Source organism: Massilia agilis, assembly GCF_024756255.1.
GTDB classification, from domain to species: domain Bacteria; phylum Pseudomonadota; class Gammaproteobacteria; order Burkholderiales; family Burkholderiaceae_D; genus Telluria; species Telluria agilis.
In genome coordinates this window covers 800,811-822,911 of the sequence record NZ_JANUHB010000001.1, presented here as the reverse complement: position 1 = coordinate 822,911, position 22,101 = coordinate 800,811, and the positions used below count along the sequence as shown (strand labels likewise).

Below are 22,101 nucleotides of genomic sequence, written 5' to 3'. Positions count from 1 at the left end.
GCAGATTGGAGTGAACTGATGAACGCGCCCCTGGACACGCAACAACTGGAAAAGAGCTTCGCCACCGCACCGCATTTTCCGATCTACATGGACTACTCGGCGACCACGCCGGTGGATCCGCGCGTGGCGGACAAGATGATCCCCTACCTGCGCGAGCAGTTCGGCAACCCCGCCTCGCGCAGCCACGCCTACGGCTGGAGCGCCGAGGCGGCGGTGGAAGAGGCGCGCGCCCAGGTGGCCGCGCTGGTCGGCGCCGACCCGCGCGAGATCATCTGGACCTCGGGCGCAACCGAGTCGAACAACCTGGCGCTCAAGGGCGCGGCCAACTTCTACAAGACGAAGGGCAAGCACATCATCACGGTCAAGACTGAGCACAAGTCGGTGCTCGACACCGTGCGCGAGCTGGAGCGCCAGGGCTTCGAGGCAACCTACCTCGAGCCGCAGGACAACGGCCTGATCTCGCTCGAACAGCTGGAAGCGGCAATGCGCCCGGACACCATCCTGGTCTCGGTCATGCTGGTCAATAACGAGATCGGCGTGGTGCAGCCGATCGCCGAGATCGGCGAACTGTGCCGCAAGAAGGGCATCATCTACCACTGCGACGCCGCGCAAGCGACCGGCAAGGTGCACATCAACCTCGAGAACCTGAAGGTTGACCTGATGACCTTCACCGCGCACAAGACCTACGGCCCGAAGGGCGTGGGCGCGCTGTACGTGCGCCGCAAGCCGCGCGTGCGCCTGGAAGCGCAGATGCACGGCGGCGGCCACGAGCGCGGCCTGCGTTCGGGCACGCTGCCGACCCACCAGATCGTGGGCATGGGCGAAGCCTTCCGCCTGGCCAGGGAAGAGATGGACAGCGAACTGGGCCGCATCAAGGCGCTGCGCGACCGTCTGGCCAAGGGCCTGATGGAGATCGAAGAGGTCTACATCAACGGCGACATGGAGCATCGCGTGCCGCACAACCTGAACGTGTCGTTCAACTTCGTCGAGGGCGAATCGCTGATCATGGCCGTCAAGGACATCGCGGTGTCGTCGGGTTCGGCCTGCACCTCGGCCAGCCTGGAGCCGTCGTACGTGCTGCGCGCCCTGGGCCGCAGCGACGAGCTGGCGCACAGCTCGATCCGCTTCACCATCGGCCGCTTCACGACCGAGTCGGACATCGACTTCGCGGTCAACCTGCTCAAGGAAAAGGTCGGCAAGCTGCGCGAGCTGTCGCCGCTGTGGGAAATGTACAAGGACGGGATCGACATCAATTCGATCCAGTGGGCGGCGCACTAAGCATCGGCACTGCTGGCACAGGTTGATTGAACGCGTGGGCAGAGGATCTGCCCACCCTACGCAAGAATTTACACCGGGAGCATCAAAATGGCATATTCGGACAAAGTGTTGGACCACTACGAAAACCCGCGCAATGTCGGCTCGTTCGACAAGGGCGATGAGGCGGTCGGCACCGGCATGGTCGGCGCACCGGCCTGCGGCGACGTGATGAAGCTGCAGATCAAGGTCAACGAGCAAGGCCTGATCGAGGACGCGAAATTCAAGACCTATGGCTGCGGCTCGGCGATCGCCTCGAGCTCGCTGGTGACCGAATGGGTCAAGGGCAAGACGCTCGACCAGGCGCTGGACATCAAGAACACCCAGATCGCCGAGGAGCTGGCGCTGCCGCCGGTGAAGATCCACTGCTCGATCCTGGCCGAAGACGCAATCAAGGCCGCCGTGGCGGACTACAAGACCAAGCACCCGGGCGCGTAAGCCCAGGAGGAAAAGATGGCAGTCACCCTGACCGAAAAGGCAGCGAAGCACATCACGCGCTACATCGAGCGCCGCGGCAAGGGCGTGGGCCTGCGTTTCGGCGTGCGCACCACCGGCTGTTCGGGCCTGGCATACAAGCTCGAATACGTGGACGAGGCCGCGCCCGAGGACGTGGTGTTCGAATCGCACGGCGTGAAGGTCTTTGTCGATCCCAAGAGCCTGGCGTACATCGACGGCACCGAACTCGATTTCGCGCGCGAAGGGCTCAACGAGGGCTTCCGCTTCAACAACCCGAACGTGAAGGACTCCTGCGGCTGCGGCGAGAGCTTCCGCATCTAAGGCTCCATGCAGAACCACTTCGAGCTGTTCAACCTGCCGGCGCGCTTCGACCTCGACCTGCCGGCCCTGGACGCCGCCTACCGCGACGTGCAGGGCCGCGTGCATCCCGACCGCTTCGTCAACGCCAGCGACACCGAGCGGCGCGTGGCGATGCAGTGGGCCACGCGCGCCAACGAGGCCTACCAGACGCTGAAGAACCCGCTCAAGCGGGCGCGTTACCTGGTCGAGCTGAACGGCATCGACCTGCAGACGGAATCGAACACGGCCATGCCGATGGACTTCCTGATGCAGCAGATGGAGTGGCGCGAGGCGCTGGGCGATGCGCGTGCCGCCAAGGACGCGGGCGCGCTGGACGAGCTGGATGCCCAGCTCAAGCGCGAGCGCAAGGAGCGGCTGGCGAAAATCGGGCACGCGCTGGACGCCGGCCAATACGAACAGGCGGCGCAGGACGTGCGCGCGCTCATGTTCCTCGACAAATTCGGCGACGAGGTGCACTACGCGTTCGAAGCGCTGGAAAGCTGAATTCGGCCGGCCGCGCCTGCGTAGGGTGGGCACTTGTGCCCACGCGGCGATACGCGGCGTGTCCCACCCCGCGTGGGCACAAGTGCCCACCCTAAAAGAACAAAACAGGTAACACCACATGGCACTCTTGCAAATCTCCGAACCCGGCATGTCGACCGCGCCGCACCAGCACCGGCTGGCGGTAGGTATCGACCTGGGCACCACCAACTCGCTGGTCGCAACGGTCCGCAGCGGCAGCCCTGAAGTGCTCAGCGACGAGGACGGACGGCCGCTGCTGCCGTCGATCGTGCGTTACCTGCCCAACGGCCACGCCAACATCGGCTACAAGGCGCAGGCCCACCGCACCACCGATCCGAAGAACACCATTGTCTCGGTCAAGCGCTTCATGGGCCGCGGCCTGAAGGACATCGCCCACGCCGAAAACCTGCCATACGATTTTGTCGATGCGCCCGGGATGGTGCAGATCAGGACCGTCGCGGGCGTGAAGAGCCCCGTGGAAGTGTCGGCCCAGATCCTCGCCACGCTGCGCCAGCGCGCCGAAGATTCGCTCGGCGACGAACTGGTCGGCGCCGTGATCACCGTGCCCGCCTACTTCGACGACGCGCAGCGCCAGGCCACCAAGGACGCGGCCCAGCTCGCGGGCCTGAACGTGCTGCGCCTGCTGTCGGAGCCGACCGCGGCGGCGATCGCCTATGGCCTGGACCACGGCAAGGAAGGCGTCTATGCCGTGTATGACCTGGGCGGCGGCACCTTCGACATCTCGATCCTCAAGCTCACCAAGGGCGTGTTCGAGGTTATGTCCACCGGCGGCGACTCGGCCCTGGGCGGCGACGACTTCGACCAGCGCCTGTTCTGCCACATCCGCGACGAAGCGAAGCTGGCGCCGTTGTCGAACGAGGACACCGCCACGCTCATGGTCAAGGCGCGCCAGGCCAAGGAGCTCCTGTCCACCAACGCCGAGACCACCGTCGAGGCGATCCTGAAATCGGGCGAGATCGTGCAGGTGACGGTCACCGCCGAAACCTTCGCCGAGATCACCCGGCCGCTGGTCACCAAGACCATCAACGCGATCCGCAAGGCCATGCGCGATGCGAACGTGTCGGTCGAGGACGTGGATGGCGTGGTCATGGTCGGCGGCGCCACGCGCATGCCGCACGTGCGCCGCGCGGTGGGCGAGTTCTTCCACACCATCCCGCACGCGAACATCGACCCGGACAAGGTGGTGGCCCTGGGCGCGGCAATCCAGGCCAACCTGTTGGCAGGGAACCGCGCGCCCGGCGACGACTGGCTGCTGCTGGACGTGATCCCGCTGTCGCTCGGTATCGAGACGATGGGCGGCCTGGTCGAGAAGATCATTCCGCGCAATTCGACGATCCCGTGCGCACGCGCGCAGGAGTTCACCACTTTCAAGGACGGACAGACCGCGCTGGCGGTGCACGTGGTGCAGGGCGAGCGCGAGCTGGTGTCCGACTGCCGCTCGCTGGCGCGCTTTGAGCTGCGCGGCATTCCGCCGATGGCCGCTGGCGCGGCGCGCATCCGCGTGACCTACCAGGTCGATGCCGACGGCCTGCTGTCGGTGTCCGCGCGCGAAACGCGCTCGGGCGTGGAAGCGTCGATCACCGTCAAGCCGTCGTATGGCCTGTCCGACGACGAAGTGGCGCGCATGCTGCAGGACTCGTACACCTCGGCCCAGGTCGATATGCAATTGCGGGCGCTGCGCGAAGAGCAGGTCGAGGCCGAGCGCATCTTGCTGGCGACCCAGTCGGCGCTGGACAATGACGGCGACCTGCTGGCGCTGGACGAGCGCACGGCGCTCGACGGCCTGATGCTGGCGGTGCGCGAGACGCTGGCCAAATCGAACGACGAATCGACCGAGGCCGGGGCGCGCCAGAACGCGCTGCATGATGCGGTGCAGGCGCTCTCGCGCGGGACCGAGGATTTCGCCGCCCGCCGCATGGACAAGAGCGTGCGCAGCGCGCTGGCTGGGAAGTCGCTGGATCAGGTATAAGACAGCCTTAAACAACGTCGTTCCCGCGCAGGCGGGAACCCATGCTGAGCCTGATTGGCACGCGGTCTATGGGTTCCCGCCTCCGCGGGAACGACGTCAGATAACCAAAGAGGTAACAGAAGTGCCACAACTCGTATTCCTGCCCCATCCGGTGTTTTGCCCCGAGGGCGCGGTCGTGGAAGCGCCGGCCGGCAAATCCATCTGCGACGTCATGCTCGAGAACGACATCGAAATCGAGCACGCCTGCGACCGCGTCTGTGCCTGCACCACCTGCCATGTGCTGGTGCGCGAAGGCTACGAGTCGCTCAATGAGCCGGAAGAGAAGGAAGAGGACATGCTCGACAAGGCCTGGGGCCTGGAGCCTGTCTCGCGCCTGTCGTGCCAGTCCATCGTGGGCACCGAGGACCTGGTCATCGAGATCCCCAAGTACACCATCAACCACGCGGCCGAAAAGAACCATTGAGGGTAGCGCCATGAAGTGGACCGACATCTCCGCGATTGCCGAAGCGCTTTACGACAAGTACCCGGACGTGGACCCGACGGCCGTGCGTTTCGTGGACCTGCACAACTGGGTCATCGGGCTCGAAGGCTTCGACGACGACCACGCGCGCGGCGGGGAAAAGATTTTGGAAGCGATACAGCAGGCATGGATCGATGAAGCGAGCTGACAAGACGAACAAGGCGCCGGCCGTGCCGGAACTGCCGCCCGAGGTGCGACCCGGCCAGTCGATCGAGCTGCTCAAGGAGCTGCACATCCTCACCCGCGACGGCAAACTGAACCAGGACAGCCGACGCAAGCTCAAGCAGGTATATCACCTGTACCAGTTCATCGAGCCGCTGCTGCAGGACGTGCTCGCACAGCACCCGGGCGTGTCGCTGGTCGACCACGGCGCCGGCAAGTCCTACCTCGGCTTCATCCTGTACGACCTGTTCTTCAAGAACCTGAACGACGGCTCGCACATCTACGGCATTGAAACGCGCGAAGAGCTGGTGCAGAAATCGACCGAACTCGCGCAGCGGCTGGGCTTTACCGGCATGTCGTTCCTGCCGCTGTCGGTGGCCGAGTCCACGAAGTCAAGCTTGCTCCCGCCGACGGTGGACGTGGTCACCGCGCTCCACGCCTGCAACACGGCGACCGACGACGCGATCGACTTTGCGCTCAAGAAGAAAGCGAAGTACATCGTGCTGGTGCCGTGCTGCCAGGCCGAAGTGGCCTCGGTCCTGCGCAAGAACAAGGGCGGCCAGCTGGGACGCAACGTGCTCACCGAGTTGTGGCGCCACCCGATCCACACGCGCGAATTCGGCAGCCAGATCACCAACGTGCTGCGCTGCCTGCAACTGGAAAGCCACGGCTACCAGGTGAACGTGACCGAACTGGTGGGCTGGGAGCACTCGATGAAGAACGAGCTGATCGTCGCCACCTACAAGAACCTGCCGCGCCGCCGTCCTGCCGAGCGGCTGCAGGAAGTGCTGTCCACGCTGGGCCTGGAAGAGATGGGCCAGCGTTTCTACAGCGGGCAAACGGCGCAGCTTGAAACTGTCACCCCCACGGAATAAGAACATGAGCAATAGCGATAACTGGATCGATCTTCGCAGCGACACCGTCACCCAGCCGTCGGAGGCGATGCGCGCCGTGATGGCCGCCGCACCCGTTGGCGACGACGTGTACGCCGACGACCCCACCGTCAACGGCCTGCAGGACTACGCGGCCGACCTGTTCGGCTTCGAGGCGGGCTTGTTCGCGCCGTCCGGCACGCAGACCAACCTGATCGCGCTGATGAGCCACTGCGGCCGCGGCGACGAATACCTGGTCGGCCAGGAAGCGCACACCTACAAATACGAAGGCGGCGGCGCCGCGGTGCTGGGCAGCATTCAGCCGCAGCCGATCGCCAACCAGCCGGACGGCTCGATCGCGCTGGCCGACATCGAAGGCTACATCAAGGCCGACGACATCCACTTTGCGCGCACCCGCCTGCTGGCGCTGGAAAACACCATCGGTGGCCGCGTGCTGCCGCAGGAGTACGTGAAGGCGGCAACCGCGCTCGCGCACGCCAAGGGCCTGAACACCCACCTGGACGGCGCCCGCATCTGCAACGCGGCGGTCAAGCAGGGTATCAGCCTGCGCCAGGCCGTGGCTGGTTTCGACAGCGTGTCGGTGTGCCTGTCCAAGGGCCTGGGCGCGCCGGTGGGCTCGGTGCTGCTGGGTTCCAAAGCGCTGATCGAGCAGGGCAAGCGCTGGCGCAAGATGCTGGGCGGCGGCATGCGCCAGGCCGGCATCATCGCCGCAGCGGGCCTGTACGCGCTCGAGCACAACGTGCAGCGCCTGGCCGAGGACCACGACAATGCCGCCCGGCTGTCGCGCGGTCTGGCCGACATCGACGGCCTGACGGTCACCACGCCGCAGACCAATATCTTCTACGTGGATATCCCCGCCGCCGCGTGCGAGCCGCTGCGCGCCTACCTGGCGGGCCAACGCATCCGCGCGTCGGTCGGCCCGCACACGCGCCTGGTCACGCACCTGGACGTGAACGCGCAAGACGTCGAGCGCACCATCGCCGCGTTCAAGGCGTTCTTCAAAGACTGGCGCGCTTGATGACCGACGAAGGCGTACGCCTGGCCAAGCGCGTCGCGACCCTGGTGCCGTGTTCGCGCGCCGAGGCCGAACGCTACATCGCGGGCGGCTGGGTGAGCGTGGACGGCGTGGTGGTCGAAGATCCCGCCACGCGCGTGACGGACACACAGGCCGTTCAAATGCTGCAGGGCGCGACTGCCGTCGACCTGGCGCCCGTGACCATATTGCTGCACAAGCCTGCCGGTTTCGCGTGCGGCGGCGATGGCCGCCCTGCGACCGACTGCCTGACGCCCGAGAACCTCGAAGGGCGCGAGCGCTTCCTGAAGCGGCACCTGGCAAAGCTCACGCTGGCCGTGCCGCTGGAGACCGGTGCCAGCGGCCTGGTGGTCTACACGCAGAACTACCATGTGGCGCGCAAGCTCGTGGACGAGGCTGACCGCTTCGAACACGAGTACGTGGCCGACGTGACCGGCAAGATGCCCGAAGGCGGCTTGGCGCTGCTCAATCGTGGCCTCACGTTCGAGGGCAAAGCCACTGGTCCGCTCAAGGCGAGCTGGCAGAGCGAAAACCGGCTGCGATTTGCGGGGAAGGGCTTCCGGCCGGGGCAGGTCGAGCATATGTGCCGCGCGGTCGGACTGAACGTGGTGGCGCTCAAGCGCCTGCGCATTGGACGCGTGCCGCTGGCAGGGCTGGCGGAGGGCCGCTGGCGCTACCTGGGCGAGTTCGAGCGGTTCTGACTAGCCCCGAACCGGCGCACCAACGGCGGGTTATTGCTTGCTTGGTTTGGGCATCGACACCAGCCGCGTCCCGGCCAGCTTATCGTGCAGGAACTGGCGGTCCTTGTCGAGGAACGCGGTCATGGCCCAGGCCACGATGCCGATGCCGATGGCAATTACCGCTTGGCCTCTCTGCAAACCTACGGCGTAGCAGACCATCAGCGCCGGCAAGAACCACCCCCACGAGAGCAGGTAGCGGATCGCCGCGATCCGGTACGGGACGCGCGCGTATCCAGGCTGCACTAGCTTAATACGCCAGGTTTTCATCGCCAGCGTGTGCCCGCTGTCTGTCCAAAAGTGAACGAAATAGGCTGCGGCGACCAGAAACAGGACGAAATTGCGGCCGTGCTGGAACACCGGCTCTTGTCGGTTTCCGGTCACGATCATGTAGATGACGGTCGCGAGCGCCTCTACCGAGGCAAGCAAGAATGCTTCGTAGACCATCGAGATGAGGCGGCGCTTGACGGTCGGCGTGGCCGCCGTCTCGAAATTATTGAGCATTCGGGGGAGGCGAAACCGGCGCGGCCGGCGTAGTCGAAGGAGTGGGCGTTGCCGTGGCCGGTGCGGCAGGTGCCGGCTGGGCCGGGGCAGGGGCGGGCGCCGCAGGCGTTGCGGCCGGCGCCTGTGCCGGCGCCGCGCCAGGCACGCAGGGCGGCGCTGCCGAGACCGGGTTCTTGGCCATGCCGGCCGGGCACCCGGTCGGGCTCTTGTGGATCGGGGTCGGCGCACGCCGGCTCGGCACCGCTGCCGCGGCCTGCTTGCGTGCCGCAGCCTCGGCGGCGAGCTTTTGCTTCTGCTCTTCGGGAAGCTGCTGGTAACTTTCCCAGGTCGAGGTCTTTTCGCCCGGCGCCAGCTTTTTGGTGCGGGTGTAGGTGTCGCGCGCCAGCTTGCGCTGCGCCGGCGTCAGGCGCACCCACTCGCGCATGCGCTCATGCACGCGCTGCTGCTCTTCGGGCGACATGGATTTGAAGCGGTTGGCCATTTCCAGCCATTTTTGCTTGCGTACCCCATCCATCTGGTCCCATTCGGTGGCCAGCGGGTCGAGCGCGGCGCGCTGCGCGGGCGAAAGGTCGCGCCAGAGCGGCTTGTCCGGCGTTTTGGCAGGTTTGGTGGCGGCAGGCTTGGCGCCGGCGGCAGGGGCCGGCGGCCGGGCTGCAGCCGCGGCCGGCTGGCCCGCAGGCGTCGCCGGCACGGGCGCGCCTGCTTGCTGCGCCACGGCAAATGCCGCCGCGCCGGCCAGCGCGAGCGCGGCCGTGCAGGCAATGGCGGTGTAACGGAAACGCAAGCCGTTTGCCCTCATTGGGTCGCGCGTTGCTGGTCCTGCCCTTGGGCTTGGGAGGCCAGATAGGCGTTGAAGCCGTGGTCGGTGTAGGCGGTCAGCGGCAGTTCGTCGGACAGCACGGCGGCATCCAGTTCGGCCAGCTCGGCAATACGCTGCTGCTGTTCGTACTGGTACAGCCCGGCCAAGCCAAACACGGCCGCCAGCAACGGCACCGCCACCGCAACGCGGCCCAGGCCGGCCATCGACAGCATGGCGTGGATGTTGAATGCCGGACGAGCCTGCTTGCGCGCCGGCGCATCGGCCTTCTTGCGCGCCACAGCGCGCGCACGCGCGGCTGCCAGCCGTTCGGTGGTCGAAGCGGGCAGGGCATCAAGATTGTCGTTCAGGGCGTGGCGGATCTTGTACGCCAGGTTGATGTCGTCCGTGTTCATAATTTAATTCCCTTGGCTTTGAGGGCTTCGGCCAGGGCGTGCGTAGCGCGAGAGCAATGCGTCTTGACGCTGCCCTCGGAGCACCCCATCGCTTCGGCCGTCTCGGCCACATCCATGTCCTGCCAGTAACGCATGAGGAAGGCTTCCCGTTGACGCGCGGGGAGTCGCTGCACTTCTTCCTCGATCAGGCGCAAGGTTTCGGCACGTTCCACCTGGTCCGCACTGGACTCGGCGGCGGCCGAGCCTTCCTCGGCTTCATAAGATGCAAGTATATCAAAATCCTCGTCTTCCTCCTCCCGGCGCCCCAGCCCGGAAAACAGGCTGACCCAGGTGTTTCTCACCTTTTCGCGCCGGAAGTAGTCGAGGATCGTGGTCTGCAGGATGCGCTGGAACAGCATCGGCAGTTCGGCGACCGGCTTGTCGCCATATTTTTCGGCGAGCTTGATCATCGCGTCCTGCACGATGTCCAGCGCCGCTTCGTCCTTTCTCACCGCATACACGGCTTGCTTGAAGGCGCGCCGCTCGACGTTCCCGAGGAAGTCGTTGAGTTCTTTGTCTGTGGCCATGCGATGAAGGGTGCGCCGAGGTACTTTGCCTGTGGCATTTGGGAAAACTGACGAATGCTAGCAAAAAACACAGCGGTATGCACAGGCTTAACGCAGCCTGCGCCCCCATCCGCCCTGGGTTTTGCACCAGTTTGGCGCGGTTCGCCCTGATTTCGAACAAAGTCACACAAGGCGCTTGACCAAAATGCTGCAACGCAGTAAGGTGTTTGTCACGCTTTGCAACCCCGAAGCCCCCAAGTCACCGGGCCAGCCACACAAGGTCTTACCCGGCATTGACTCGCTTTCATTTGTAGGCAGTTTGCTCCCACCCGCGCCACAAGCGCGAGAAATGCGCAACCGCGCCACAGACACTCACGCTAGAACGAGTTGCGACCAGCATCGGTTCACAGGGTATCTACGGGTATCTGCAGGATCGATGTGACCGCAGGAAGAAGGGAAAGCTGAGCACCTGTCGCGCCAAACGCATTTCGTTAGGAAAGAGCATCCGATCACTTCCCTGTGGGTTTTGAAAGGAATGTTATGAGTAACGAAGCAACGGCTCCCATCACGGGCGCTGAGATCGTCGTGCGTTGCCTGGCCGAGGAGGGCGTCAAACACGTCTTCGGCTATCCGGGCGGTGCAGTCCTGTATATCTACGACGCCATTTTCAAGCAAGACAAGTTCCAGCACATCCTGGTGCGCCACGAACAGGCCGCCGTCCATGCTGCTGACGCTTATTCCCGTTCGTCCAATACCGTCGGCGTTGCCCTGGTCACCTCCGGTCCGGGCGTCACCAATGCCGTCACCGGCCTGTCCACCGCGTACATGGACTCGATCCCGATGGTGGTCATCACCGGCCAGGTGCCGAGCCACGCGATTGGCCAGGACGCCTTCCAGGAATGCGACACGGTCGGCATCACGCGCCCGGTGGTCAAGCACAACTTCCTGGTCAAGGACGTCAAGGACCTGGCCTCGACCATGAAGAAGGCCTTCTACATCGCCCGCACCGGCCGTCCCGGCCCCGTGCTGGTCGATATCCCGAAGGACATCAGCATGGCCAAGACCATGTTCGAGTACCCGCGCGATATCGAGATGCGCTCGTACAAGCCGGTCGACAAGGGGCACGCGGGCCAGATCCGCAAGGCCGTGCAGCTGCTGCTGCAGGCCGAGCGTCCGATGATCTACGCCGGCGGCGGCGTGATCCTGGCCAATGCGGCGCCCGAGCTGAACAAGCTGGTCGACAAGCTCGGCTACCCGGTCACCAACACCCTGATGGGTTTGGGCGGCTACCGCGCCGGCAGCGACAAGTCGGTCGGCATGCCCGGCATGCACGGCACCTTCGAAGCGAACATGGCGATGCAGCACTGCGACGTGCTGATCGCGATTGGTGCGCGCTTCGACGACCGCGTGATCGGCAATCCGAAGCACTTTGCCACCAACCCGCGCAAGATCATCCACATCGACATCGACCCGTCCTCGATTTCCAAGCGGGTCAAGGTCGATATCCCGATCGTGGGCAACGTCAAGGACGTGCTCGTTGAACTGCTGAGCCAGCTCGACGCGACCGACACCAGGCCGAATGCCGGCGCGCTCAAGAACTGGTGGACGCAGATCAACGCCTGGCGCTCGCGCGAATGCCTGAAGTACCACCATTCGGACGAGGTGATCAAGCCGCAGTCGGTGATCGAAACCCTGTGGAAAGTGACCGAAGGCGACGCCTTCATCACCTCCGACGTTGGCCAGCACCAGATGTGGGCCGCCCAGTACTACCCGTTCAACAAGCCGCGCCGCTGGATCAACTCGGGCGGCCTGGGCACGATGGGTGTGGGCCTGCCGTACGCGATGGGCGTGCAGATGGCCAATCCGGACGCGACCGTCGCCTGCATCACCGGCGAAGGCTCGATCCAGATGTGTATCCAGGAACTTGCCACCTGCAAGCAGTACCACCTGACGCCGAAGATCATCCTGCTCAACAACGGTTACCTGGGCATGGTGCGTCAGTGGCAGCAGCTGGACTACGAGTCGCGCTATTCGGAATCGTACGTGCACTCGCTGCCGGACTTCCAGAAGCTGGCCGAGGCCTATGGCCACGTGGGCATGCGCATCACCAAGCCGTCCGACGTGGAAGGCGCGCTGCGCGAAGCGTTTGCGATGAAGGACAAGCTGGTGTTCATGAACTTCCTCACCGACCCGGACGAGAACGTCTGGCCGATGGTGAAGGCTGGCAAAGGCTTGTCTGAAATGCTGCTCGGCTCGGAGGACCTGTAATGCGACACATCATTTCCGTCCTGCTCGAAAACGAAGCTGGCGCCCTGTCGCGCGTCGTGGGCCTGTTCTCCGCGCGCGGCTACAACATCGAAACGCTGACCGTGGCGCCGACCGAAGACGCGACCCTGTCGCGCATGACGATCGTCACCAGCGGCTCGGACGACATCATCGAGCAGATCACCAAGCACCTGAACCGCTTGATCGAAGTCGTGAAGGTCGTGGACCTGACCGAAGGCCCGCACATCGAACGTGAGCTCATGCTCATCAAGGTGCGCGCGGTCGGCAAGGAACGCGAAGAGATGAAACGGACGGCGGACATCTTCCGCGGCCGCGTCATCGACGTGACCGAAAAGACCTACACCATCGAGCTGACCGGCAACAAGGACAAGCTGGACGCCTTCATTGGCGCCATCGACCGCGCCGCGATCCTCGAAACGGTGCGTACCGGCGGCTCGGGCATCGGCCGCGGCGAACGCATCCTGAAGGTGTAAGGACCGGAACGTAGGGTGGGCAGCTCTGCTGCCCACGCGTCCAACCAGCTATCACATTACTCTAAAAAATACAGGACCCTAAAATGAAAGTTTTCTACGACAAAGACTGCGACCTCTCCCTCATCAAAGGCAAGAATGTCGCCATCATCGGCTACGGTTCGCAGGGCCACGCGCACGCGCAGAACCTGAACGACTCGGGCGTGAACGTGACCGTCGGCCTGCGCCGCGGCGGCTCGTCCTGGGCCAAGGTGGAGAAGGCCGGCCTGAAAGTGGCCGAAGTGAACGATGCGGTGAAAAACGCCGACGTCATCATGATCCTGCTGCCGGACGAGAACATCGCCCAGGTGTACAACGAAAACGTCGCGCCGAACGCCAAGCAGGGCGCGGTGCTGGCCTTCGCCCACGGCTTCAACGTGCACTACGGCCAAGTCGTGCCGCGCGCCGACCTGGACGTGATCATGGTCGCACCGAAGGCCCCGGGCCACACCGTGCGTGGCACCTACGCCCAGGGTGGCGGCGTGCCGCACCTGGTGGCCGTGTACCAGGATAAATCGGGTTCGGCACGCGACATCGCGCTGTCGTACGCCATGGCCAACGGCGGCGGCCGTGCCGGCATCATCGAGACCAACTTCCGCGAAGAGACTGAGACCGACCTGTTCGGCGAGCAGGCCGTGCTGTGCGGCGGTACCGTCGAGCTGATCAAGGCTGGTTTCGAGACGCTGGTGGAAGCGGGCTACGCGCCGGAGATGGCGTACTTCGAGTGCCTGCACGAGCTCAAGCTGATCGTGGACCTGATCTACGAAGGCGGCATCGCCAACATGAACTACTCGATCTCGAACAACGCCGAGTACGGCGAGTACGTGACCGGCCCGCGCGTGGTGACCAGCCAGACCAAGGAAGCGATGCGCCAGTGCCTGAAGGACATCCAGACCGGCGAATACGCGAAGAGCTTCATCCTCGAGAACAAGGCCGGTGCCCCGACCCTGATCTCGCGCCGCCGCCTGACCTCCGAGCACCAGATCGAGGAAGTCGGCGCCAAGCTGCGCGCGATGATGCCGTGGATCGCGAAGAACAAGCTGGTGGATCAGTCGAAGAACTGATTGTTGGCTTCAAGACCGTCGTCCCCGCGCAGGCGGGGACCCATGGACAGGTTGGGCTGTCGAAACGCTTGCGACGCGGCTCGGCAAGCTCAGCATGGGTCCCGGCTTTCGCCGGGACGACGTAGTTTGCGATTCGGGTAAAAGAAATTGCAACGATTCGATACAGAAAGTAAGTACGGCTGCAAAAAACGGTATCGTATCTGGCAACGCGGCAACCGCCGCCTTTACCCGGAGAAAAACAATGTCGCCCTCGAAAATCCTTCTGTTGACCGTCCTCGCCGCCGCCTCGTCCGCGTACGCGCAGAGCGGCCCGTCCACCGCCGGCACGCTGGTGATCGTGCCCGCCTTTGGCGAAGTGAAGCACGCCAACGATGAAGCCGTGGTCACGTTCTCGGTCGAGGAGCACGACAAGGACAAGACGGCCGCCGCTGCGCGCGTGAACCGCAAGATGAAAGAGGGCACCGAACTGGTGCGCGCGGCCGATCCGAGCGCGCGGCTCAAGACCCAGGGCTACTACACGGTGCCGATCTACCAGGACAACCCGCCGCCGCAACCGCTGCAGACCGTGCAGCGCCCGCCGGTGCCGGTGGCATGGCGCGTGGGGCAGTACCTGGAAGTGAAGACGAATAACCTCGCCGTGCTGCCGAAAACCGCGGCAGCGGCCCAGAAGGTGCTGGCGATCAGCAACCTGTCCTTTGGCCTGTCGAAGGAAACGGAAAAGCGGCTCGACGATGAACGCATCGCCGAGACCTACAAGAATTTGAACGAGCGCATCGCGTCGATTGCCGCCGCGATGGGCAGGAAGCCCCAGGACGCCGTGCTCGATACGGTCGATTTCGAGGCTTCCGGCAATTACGCGCCGGTCGGTGCGGCCCCGATGCTGATGTCGGTGGCGCGCGCCAAGACGGCTGACCAGGTGCCCGAGCCCAGCTTCGAGCCGGGCGAAACCACGCTGCAAATGCGTCTCGTAGGAAAGGTGAAGTTCAAGTAACAGTATCCGTTCGCTAACAAGTCGACCCGGCCACTATAATGGTGAGGTCAGCGCCACAAGCGCGAACTTTACTTGAGAACCGACTACACAATGGCACATTTCCCCCGACGCAGAAAAGCTGCCGCCGCCATGGCGCCCAAGGCACCCCGATTCAGCCGTTTCGGCCGCAGGGCCGAGGGCCAGCGCGGCCGCGGCATCTATCTGCTGCCCAACGCGTTCACCACCGGGGCGCTGTTCTGCGGCTTCTACGCGATCGTCATGGCGATGAACCAGCGCTTCGATTACGCGTGCTGGGCGATTTTCGTGGCCATGATCCTGGACGGGCTCGATGGCCGCATCGCGCGCCTGACCAACACCCAGTCCGAGTTCGGGGCGCAGTACGACTCCTTGTCCGACATGGTCTCGTTCGGCGCTGCGCCGGCGCTGGTCATCTACGAATACTCGCTGCGCGGCCTGGGCAAGCTGGGCTGGATCGCGGCCTTCGTGTACTGCGCCGGGGCCGCGCTGCGGCTGGCGCGCTTTAACACCAACATCGAAGTGGTGGACAAGCGCTACTTCCAGGGCCTGCCCAGCCCGTCGGCGGCAGCGCTGGTGGTCGGCTTCATCCTGATGATGACCGACCCGGACATCGACGTGTCGGCGCGCCAGGTGGACTGGCTCAGCTGGACCATCGCCCTGTTCGCCGGCCTGACCATGGTCACCAACGTCCCGTTCTACAGCTTCAAGGACGTCAACTTCAAGAAGTCCGTTCCGTTCATTGTCGTTTTCCTGATCGCCCTCATCTTCGCGCTGGTGGCGATCAAGCCGGCCGTGGTGCTTTGGCCGCTGTTTGTTTTATACGGTTTATCCGGTTATGTGGTGCTGTTCTGGCGTATGGCCAAGGGCAAGCCGGTCAGCATCATCCAGACCGAGGATGAACCGTCAGACCCGAGCGAGCGCCGCTGACCGCCCACGAGGCGGCCGGGTTGCGCTCGCATTAATTTGTTATTGGAGCCGTCATGTCTGACCCGAACCGCCTCATCATTTTCGATACCACCCTGCGCGATGGCGAGCAATCGCCCGGCGCATCGATGACCAAGGATGAGAAGGTGCGCATCGCGCGCCAGCTGGAGCGACTACGGGTGGACGTGATCGAGGCAGGCTTTGCGGCCGCCTCACCGGGCGACTTCGAGGCGATCCGCGCAATCTCGTCGGTGGTGCGCGAGTCCACCATCTGCTCGCTCTCGCGCGCCAACGACCGCGACATCGCGCGCGCCGCCGAGGCGCTGGCCCCGGCCGCCCGCAAACGCATCCACACCTTCATCGCCACCTCGCCGCTGCACATGCAGATGAAGCTGCGCATGGAGCCGGAGCAGGTGCTGGAACAGGCCAAGCTGGCGATCCGCTACGCCCGCAACCACACCGACGACATCGAGTTCTCGCCCGAGGACGGCAGCCGTTCGGAAGAGGATTTCCTGTGCCGCGTGCTGGAAGCGGTGATCGCCGAAGGCGCAACCACGATCAACTTCCCGGACACGGTCGGCTACGCGGTGCCGCAAGAATTCGGCGAGCGCATCCGCCGCCTGCGCGAGCGCGTGCCCAACTCGGACAAGGCGATCTGGTCGGTGCACTGCCACAATGACCTGGGCCTGGCAGTGGCCAACTCGCTGGCCGGCGTGGCCATTGGCGGCGCGCGCCAGATCGAATGCACCATCAACGGCCTGGGCGAGCGTGCCGGCAACACCGCGCTGGAAGAAGTGGTGATGGCGCTGCGCACCCGCGCCGACTTTTACAAGCTCACGGTCGGCATCGACACCACGCAGATCGTGCCGGCCTCGAAGATGGTTTCGCAGATCACCGGTTTCGCAGTGCAGCCGAACAAGGCGGTGGTGGGCGCGAACGCCTTCGCGCACGCTTCGGGCATCCACCAGGACGGCATCCTCAAGGCGCGCGAAACCTACGAGATTATGCGCGCCGAAGATGTGGGCTGGACCGCCAACAAGATCGTGCTGGGCAAGCTCTCGGGCCGCAACGCGTTCAAGGCGCGCCTCTCGGAGCTGGGCGTGGAGCTCGAGTCCGAGGCCGAGGTGAACGAGGCCTTCGCCCGCTTCAAGCACCTGGCCGACCGCAAGGCCGAGATCTTCGACGAGGACATCATGGCCCTGGTGGCGCAGGGCGCGAAGGAGCAGGTAGGCGAGTACTACCGCTTCGTCTCGCTGGCGCAGCGCTCCGAGACCGGCGAGCTGCCGCATGCGCGCGTGAGCTTCGCCATGGACGGCAAGGAGTACACGGCCGAAGCGACCGGCGACGGCCCGGTGGACGCGATGATCAACGCGATCGAATCGCATGCCAAGAGCGGCGCCGAGCTGCTGTTGTTTACGATCAACGCGATCAGCGGCAGCTCGCAGTCGCAGGGCGAGGTCACGGTGCGGCTGTCGCGCAACGGGCGCATCGTCAACGGCGTCGGCTCCGATCCGGACATCGTGGTGGCGTCGGCCAAGGCCTACTTGTCGGGCCTGAACAAGCTGCAGTCCAAGGTCGAGCGCGTCAACCCGCAGCTGTAACCTGATTCTTAGCTTCAGCCCGTCGTCCCCGCGCAGGCGGGGACCCATAGACAGCGTGATTGCACGCTCAGCATGGGTCCCCGCCTTCGCGGGGACGACGGCTGTTCAGAGCATCGCACGCGCGCACGATTGTCCGCCTGCGCCCGGTTGTATTCCGCAGTGTTGTCCGTTATCTTTCAGGCATCTACAACAACAAGGAAAACCTGAATGACGATGATCTCCACCCTCAAGGCCTCGCTGGCCTGCGCGCTGGTTGCGGTGTTCTGTTCCGGCTGCGTGATCGCCACCGGCGGCAGCACGGACAAGGGACAAACCGGCGGCGCCAGCGAATGCGCCACCTCGTCGGACGGCCGCGCGGTCGCCTGCGGCGGCAAGGCCGCCAGCTGCCAGATGTCCAGCGACGGCAAAGCAGTCGCCTGCGGCGGACATGCCAACTACTGCCTGCGCTCGGACGATGGCCGCTCGGTCGCCTGCGGCGGCAAAGCCAACTACTGCGAAAAATCGGCGGACGGAACGGCAGTCGCCTGTGGCGGCATGGCCGGCGCCTGCTCGCGTTCGGCCGACGGCCGGGCCGTCGCCTGCGCAGGCGCGAACTAAGCCACGGGGCTTGCCGCGGCGGCTAGTGGAACTTGTCGTCCCGGTCCTGGTAGCGCGGATCGGGACCGTTCTGCATCATGCGCACGATGCCGCCGCGGTCGAACATCACGTTCATCATCGAGTACCAGACGTCGTTCTCGAGGTAGCGATAGGACCAGACCTCGTAGTCGCGCAGCGTCAGGTAAGACACCTCGGCCGGATGCCCGATCGTGCGCAGCACGTCGTCTTTGGTGGCATGGTCGATCTTGATGGTGGCGAACTTGGCGCCGGTGAGCACCTGCTCGAACCGGCTCAGGCGCCCGTCCGGGCCAATGTGCGCCATCCAGGTGTATTCGCCCATCGGTCCGGTCGCGTATTCAAGCAGCTGCCCGCCGTCTTCGGGATAGACCGCCGTCGGCCGTCCCATCTTTTCCGTCACCACCGTTGCGCTGTCGCCCTGGGAAGGGAAGTGGCGGACGATCGTGCCGCAGCCGGACAAGGCAATGGCTGTGGTGATTGTTAAAATTGCAAATTTGGCCATCTTGGCACTCCGAAAAGCCCGGGAAACCAGCCCCACGCCGTATCGGGCGTGAGCAAAATACTGGCTGCATGGGCAGTTTTCGCATATACTAGCCGGTCTGGCCCCAGGGCCGGGTTTTATCAACGTTATCACGGTGCGCTGGGTTCCGACTCTTGCACCGCATGTGAAAGGCATCATCATGACCGTAGAAAACATCAACAAAGCCGCGATCATCGCGGACAACGCACGTGGCCAGAACGATACCGGTTCGCCGGAAGTTCAGGTCGCACTGCTGACCGCACGCATCAACGAGCTGAACGGCCACTTCAAGACCCACCAGAAGGACCACCACTCGCGTCGTGGCCTGATCGCCATGGTCAACCGTCGCAAGAGCCTGCTGTCCTACCTGAAGGGCAAGGACGCCAACCGCTACCGCGACCTGATCGCCAAACTCGGCCTGCGCAAGTAATTCGATTGCGACAGACGGTTTAGTCAGGAAATGCCTGCGTCAGTTCGGCTGTCGCGGGCATTTTTTGTTTTTGCTGTTCCGTTGTTTTTGCAGTAAGGCGTGATCGGAGGAGAGCGCCCGTGGTGAGGTGAACGACAGCTCCTGAAAATCTGTCGGCAAATAGAAAGGGATTACCCATGTTTAACAAAGTTACGAAAACCTTCCAGTACGGCCAACATACCGTCACCCTGGAAACTGGCGAGATCGCACGTCAGGCATCCGGCGCCGTCCTGGTGTCGGTCGAAGACACCGTGGTGCTGGCAACCGTGGTCGCCAAGAAAGAGGCGAAACCGGGCCAGGACTTCTTCCCGCTGACGGTCGATTACGTCGAGAAAAGTTACGCTGCCGGTAAAATCCCCGGCGGTTTCTTCAAGCGTGAAGGCCGCCCGTCCGAAAAAGAAACGCTGACCTCGCGCCTGATCGACCGCCCGATCCGCCCGCTGTTCCCGGAAGGCTACCTGAACGAAGTGCAGGTCATCATCCACGTGCTGTCGGTCAATCCTGAAATCGACCCGGACATCCCGTCGATGATCGGCGCCTCGGCCGCCCTGTGCGTGGCCGGCATCCCGTTCAACGGCCCGATCAGCGCCGCGCGCGTTGGCTACATCGATGGCCAGTACGTCCTGAACCCGACCACCACCCAGCTCAAGAGCTCGAAGATGGACCTGGTCGTGGCCGGTACCGAGCACGCCGTGCTGATGGTCGAATCGGAAGCGCAGCAGCTGTCCGAAGAAATCATGCTGGGCGCCGTGGTCTTTGGCCACGAGCAAGGCAAGGCCGTGATCGACGCGATCCACGCGCTGGTGGAAGAGGGCGGCAAGCCGGAAATCGAGTGGACCGCCGCCGCCAAGAACGAAGCGCTGATCTCGCGCGTGGCGCACTTTGCCGAAGCGAAGATCCGCGACGCCTACAAGACCCGCGACAAGCAAGCCCGTACCGACAAGCTGCGCCAGCTGTCGGCGGAAGTGCAGGCCGACCTGGCAGCCGAAGCGGCCGCCAACGGCACCGAGGCACCGGACGCCGTCGAAGTGGGCAACATCCTGTTCGACATGGAAGCGCGTGTCGTGCGTTCGCAGATCCTGGAAGGCGAGCCGCGCATCGACGGCCGCGACACCCGCACCGTGCGCCCGATCTCGATCCGCACCAGCGTGCTGCCGCGTACCCACGGCTCGGCCCTGTTCACCCGCGGTGAAACCCAGGCGCTGGTGATCGCCACCCTGGGCACCTCGCGCGACAGCCAGAAGATCGACGCGCTGATGGGCGAGTACACCGACGAGTTCATGATGCACTACAACATGCCGCCGTTCGCCACCGGCGAAACCGGCCGTGTTGGTTCGCCCAAGCGCCGCGAAATCGGCCACGGCCGCCTGGCCAAGCGCGCGCTGATCGCCGCGCTGCCGGAACAGGACGAGTTCAGCTACTCGATCCGTCTGGTCTCGGAAATCACCGAGTCCAACGGTTCGTCGTCGATGGCATCGGTGTGCGGCGGCTGCCTGGCGCTGATGGACGCCGGCGTGCCGATGAAGGCGCACGTGGCCGGCATCGCCATGGGCCTGATCAAGGAAGGCGGCAAGTTCGCCGTGCTGACCGACATCCTGGGTGACGAAGACCACCTGGGCGACATGGACTTCAAGGTGGCCGGTACCGCCAACGGCATTACCGCGCTGCAGATGGACATCAAGATCCAGGGCATCACCAAGGAAATCATGCAAGTGGCACTGGCGCAAGCCAAGGAAGGCCGCCAGCACATCCTGGGCGAAATGCAGAAGGCCATGCCGCACGTGCGTACCGAGCTGTCGGACTTCGCACCGCGCCTGCTCACCATGAAGATCAATCCGGAGAAGATCCGCGACGTGATCGGCAAGGGCGGCGCCGTGATCCGCGCGCTGACCGAGGAAACCGGCACCCAGATCGACATCACCGACGACGGCGTGGTGACGATTGCTTCGGTGGACGCCGCTGCCGCACAGGAAGCCAAGCGCCGCATCGAAGAGCTGACCGCATCGGTCGAGATCGGCAAGACCTACGACGGCACCGTCCTGAAGCTGCTGGACTTCGGCGCCATCGTGCAAGTGATCCCGGGCAAAGACGGCCTGCTGCACATCAGCCAGATCGCCAACGAGCGTGTGAACGCCGTCGCCGACTACCTGAAGGAAGGCCAGCAAGTGCGCGTGAAGGTCATCGAGGCCGACGAGCGTGGCCGCCTGAAGCTGTCGATGAAGCAGGCCGAGGCTGCAGGCGCCGAGGCAACCGCGCAGTAATCGTCTCTGGCCCCAAGGCCGGCAAAACCGCCAGTGCGCAAGCCTGGCGGTTTTTTTTCAGGAGATCCCATGTCGAGCTTTACCGAATTGAAGATTCGTCCGTCGTATCCGGCGGATTTCGCCGAATTGGCCCACGTGTGGGAAGCGTCCGTGGCCGCCACGCACCATTTTCTTCGGCGAGAAGACTTTTTGCTGTTGCGGGGCATGATTATCGAATTCTTCGAGCAAGTCGATCTCGTGGATGCGACCGGCGCGGACGGCAGGATCACCGGTTTTCTCGGCACATCGGAAGACAAGGTGGAGATGCTGTTTATCCACCCGGACGAACGCGGACTCGGCATCGGCAAGGGGCTGATCCGGTATGCCATCGAGCAGCTTGGTATCCGCAAGGTCGACGTGAACGAACAGAACGAACAGGCAGTCGGCTTCTACCAGCGCATGGGATTCCAGGTGATCGGTCGCAGCGCCGTCGACGGGATGGGAAAACCGTATCCGCTGTTGTGCCTGGCTCTGGCCGACGAATAAATGCGCTGGCGCCAAGTCGATCGTCCCCTGACCAAGGTCATGGTGTTGTAAAAAATGTAACTTAGAATCGGGGTTGGCTGCGGCGACATGG

General features: G+C 64.2%; 25 protein-coding genes. 20 read left to right on the top strand and 5 right to left on the bottom strand.

The window, feature by feature from the left end; translation table 11 throughout:
- Nucleotides 1-18 precede the first annotated feature (18 nt).
- The 10 genes from NX774_RS03755 to NX774_RS03710 all read left to right on the top strand — a co-directional run bounded on the left by NX774_RS03755 (nt 19) and on the right by NX774_RS03710 (nt 7,930).
- Nucleotides 19-1,278: an IscS subfamily cysteine desulfurase gene (locus tag NX774_RS03755; protein ID WP_258820807.1), complete on the top strand. Its 1,260-nt coding sequence runs from the start codon at nt 19-21 to the stop codon at nt 1,276-1,278.
- Between the two features lie 87 nt (nt 1,279-1,365).
- A complete protein-coding gene (gene iscU, locus NX774_RS03750; RefSeq protein WP_258820806.1) occupies nt 1,366-1,752 on the top strand; it encodes a Fe-S cluster assembly scaffold IscU in 387 nt (128 codons plus the stop codon).
- A 15-nt stretch (nt 1,753-1,767) separates the two neighbouring features.
- Complete coding sequence (iscA, locus tag NX774_RS03745; protein WP_258820805.1) at nt 1,768-2,091, top strand: iron-sulfur cluster assembly protein IscA; 324 nt, start codon at nt 1,768-1,770, stop codon at nt 2,089-2,091.
- Nucleotides 2,092-2,097: 6 nt separating this feature from the next.
- On the top strand, nt 2,098-2,613 hold the full coding sequence (hscB, locus tag NX774_RS03740; protein WP_258820804.1) for a Fe-S protein assembly co-chaperone HscB: 516 nt from the start codon (nt 2,098-2,100) through the stop codon (nt 2,611-2,613).
- A 118-nt stretch (nt 2,614-2,731) separates the two neighbouring features.
- Complete coding sequence (gene hscA, locus NX774_RS03735; RefSeq protein WP_258820802.1) at nt 2,732-4,621, top strand: Fe-S protein assembly chaperone HscA; 1,890 nt, start codon at nt 2,732-2,734, stop codon at nt 4,619-4,621.
- 121 nt (nt 4,622-4,742) lie between these two features.
- Nucleotides 4,743-5,084 (top strand): ISC system 2Fe-2S type ferredoxin, encoded by a 342-nt coding sequence (gene fdx / locus NX774_RS03730; RefSeq protein ID WP_258820801.1) that lies wholly within the window; start codon nt 4,743-4,745, stop codon nt 5,082-5,084.
- Nucleotides 5,085-5,094: 10 nt separating this feature from the next.
- On the top strand, nt 5,095-5,289 hold the full coding sequence (gene iscX / locus NX774_RS03725) for a Fe-S cluster assembly protein IscX (protein WP_258820800.1): 195 nt from the start codon (nt 5,095-5,097) through the stop codon (nt 5,287-5,289).
- Entirely contained in the window at nt 5,276-6,178 is a 903-nt protein-coding gene (locus tag NX774_RS03720) for a class I SAM-dependent methyltransferase (protein WP_258820799.1), read from the top strand. Before iscX ends, NX774_RS03720 begins: the two co-directional genes overlap by 14 nt.
- Nucleotides 6,179-6,182: 4 nt before the next feature.
- On the top strand, nt 6,183-7,214 hold the full coding sequence (gene ltaE, locus NX774_RS03715; protein ID WP_258820797.1) for a low-specificity L-threonine aldolase: 1,032 nt from the start codon (nt 6,183-6,185) through the stop codon (nt 7,212-7,214).
- Nucleotides 7,214-7,930, top strand: a complete 717-nt coding sequence (locus NX774_RS03710; protein WP_258820796.1) for an RNA pseudouridine synthase — start codon at nt 7,214-7,216, stop codon at nt 7,928-7,930. Before ltaE ends, NX774_RS03710 begins: the two co-directional genes overlap by 1 nt.
- A 30-nt stretch (nt 7,931-7,960) precedes the next feature.
- Here NX774_RS03710 and NX774_RS03705 read toward each other — a convergent pair whose 3' ends face one another.
- Genes NX774_RS03705 through NX774_RS03690 form a run of 4 tightly spaced genes read right to left on the bottom strand, consistent with a single transcriptional unit; the run spans nt 7,961 to nt 10,248 of the window.
- The gene (locus NX774_RS03705) at nt 7,961-8,470 is read right to left on the bottom strand and encodes an RDD family protein (protein WP_258820795.1); all 510 of its coding nucleotides are present in this window, start codon (nt 8,468-8,470) and stop codon (nt 7,961-7,963) included.
- A complete protein-coding gene (locus NX774_RS03700; protein WP_258820794.1) occupies nt 8,460-9,254 on the bottom strand; it encodes a DUF3106 domain-containing protein in 795 nt (264 codons plus the stop codon). The genes NX774_RS03705 and NX774_RS03700 overlap by 11 nt, the downstream gene beginning before the upstream one ends.
- An 11-nt stretch (nt 9,255-9,265) precedes the next feature.
- On the bottom strand, nt 9,266-9,682 hold the full coding sequence (locus tag NX774_RS03695) for a DUF3619 family protein (protein WP_258820793.1): 417 nt from the start codon (nt 9,680-9,682) through the stop codon (nt 9,266-9,268).
- Nucleotides 9,679-10,248 (bottom strand): RNA polymerase sigma factor, encoded by a 570-nt coding sequence (locus tag NX774_RS03690; protein WP_258820792.1) that lies wholly within the window; start codon nt 10,246-10,248, stop codon nt 9,679-9,681. The genes NX774_RS03695 and NX774_RS03690 overlap by 4 nt, the downstream gene beginning before the upstream one ends.
- 519 nt (nt 10,249-10,767) lie before the next feature.
- On the opposite strand from NX774_RS03690, the gene NX774_RS03685 reads away from it, so the two are divergent.
- The 7 genes from NX774_RS03685 to NX774_RS03655 all read left to right on the top strand — a co-directional run bounded on the left by NX774_RS03685 (nt 10,768) and on the right by NX774_RS03655 (nt 18,217).
- A complete protein-coding gene (locus NX774_RS03685; protein ID WP_258820791.1) occupies nt 10,768-12,495 on the top strand; it encodes an acetolactate synthase 3 catalytic subunit in 1,728 nt (575 codons plus the stop codon).
- Nucleotides 12,495-12,986: an acetolactate synthase small subunit gene (ilvN, locus tag NX774_RS03680; RefSeq protein ID WP_258820790.1), complete on the top strand. Its 492-nt coding sequence runs from the start codon at nt 12,495-12,497 to the stop codon at nt 12,984-12,986. Before NX774_RS03685 ends, ilvN begins: the two co-directional genes overlap by 1 nt.
- 83 nt (nt 12,987-13,069) lie before the next feature.
- Nucleotides 13,070-14,086 (top strand): ketol-acid reductoisomerase, encoded by a 1,017-nt coding sequence (gene ilvC, locus NX774_RS03675; RefSeq protein WP_258820788.1) that lies wholly within the window; start codon nt 13,070-13,072, stop codon nt 14,084-14,086.
- Between the two features lie 241 nt (nt 14,087-14,327).
- Nucleotides 14,328-15,077: an SIMPL domain-containing protein gene (locus NX774_RS03670; RefSeq protein ID WP_258820787.1), complete on the top strand. Its 750-nt coding sequence runs from the start codon at nt 14,328-14,330 to the stop codon at nt 15,075-15,077.
- Nucleotides 15,078-15,167: 90 nt separating this feature from the next.
- Nucleotides 15,168-16,022: a CDP-diacylglycerol--serine O-phosphatidyltransferase gene (gene pssA / locus NX774_RS03665; protein ID WP_370660399.1), complete on the top strand. Its 855-nt coding sequence runs from the start codon at nt 15,168-15,170 to the stop codon at nt 16,020-16,022.
- 53 nt (nt 16,023-16,075) lie between these two features.
- The gene (locus NX774_RS03660; RefSeq protein ID WP_258820785.1) at nt 16,076-17,620 is read left to right on the top strand and encodes a 2-isopropylmalate synthase; all 1,545 of its coding nucleotides are present in this window, start codon (nt 16,076-16,078) and stop codon (nt 17,618-17,620) included.
- A 207-nt stretch (nt 17,621-17,827) separates the two neighbouring features.
- Nucleotides 17,828-18,217, top strand: coding sequence for a hypothetical protein (locus NX774_RS03655; protein ID WP_258820784.1), 390 nt, complete (start codon nt 17,828-17,830; stop codon nt 18,215-18,217).
- A 22-nt stretch (nt 18,218-18,239) separates the two neighbouring features.
- Here NX774_RS03655 and NX774_RS03650 read toward each other — a convergent pair whose 3' ends face one another.
- A complete protein-coding gene (locus NX774_RS03650) occupies nt 18,240-18,737 on the bottom strand; it encodes a hypothetical protein (protein ID WP_258820783.1) in 498 nt (165 codons plus the stop codon).
- Nucleotides 18,738-18,915: 178 nt separating this feature from the next.
- Here NX774_RS03650 and rpsO point away from each other — a divergent pair, with 178 nt between their 5' ends.
- The 3 genes from rpsO (at nt 18,916) to NX774_RS03635 (ending at nt 22,010) form a co-directional block, all read left to right on the top strand.
- Nucleotides 18,916-19,185 (top strand): 30S ribosomal protein S15, encoded by a 270-nt coding sequence (gene rpsO, locus NX774_RS03645; RefSeq protein WP_258820782.1) that lies wholly within the window; start codon nt 18,916-18,918, stop codon nt 19,183-19,185.
- Between the two features lie 176 nt (nt 19,186-19,361).
- Nucleotides 19,362-21,485, top strand: coding sequence for a polyribonucleotide nucleotidyltransferase (pnp, locus tag NX774_RS03640; protein ID WP_258820781.1), 2,124 nt, complete (start codon nt 19,362-19,364; stop codon nt 21,483-21,485).
- 69 nt (nt 21,486-21,554) lie between these two features.
- The gene (locus tag NX774_RS03635; RefSeq protein ID WP_258820780.1) at nt 21,555-22,010 is read left to right on the top strand and encodes an acetyltransferase; all 456 of its coding nucleotides are present in this window, start codon (nt 21,555-21,557) and stop codon (nt 22,008-22,010) included.
- Nucleotides 22,011-22,101 lie beyond the last annotated feature (91 nt).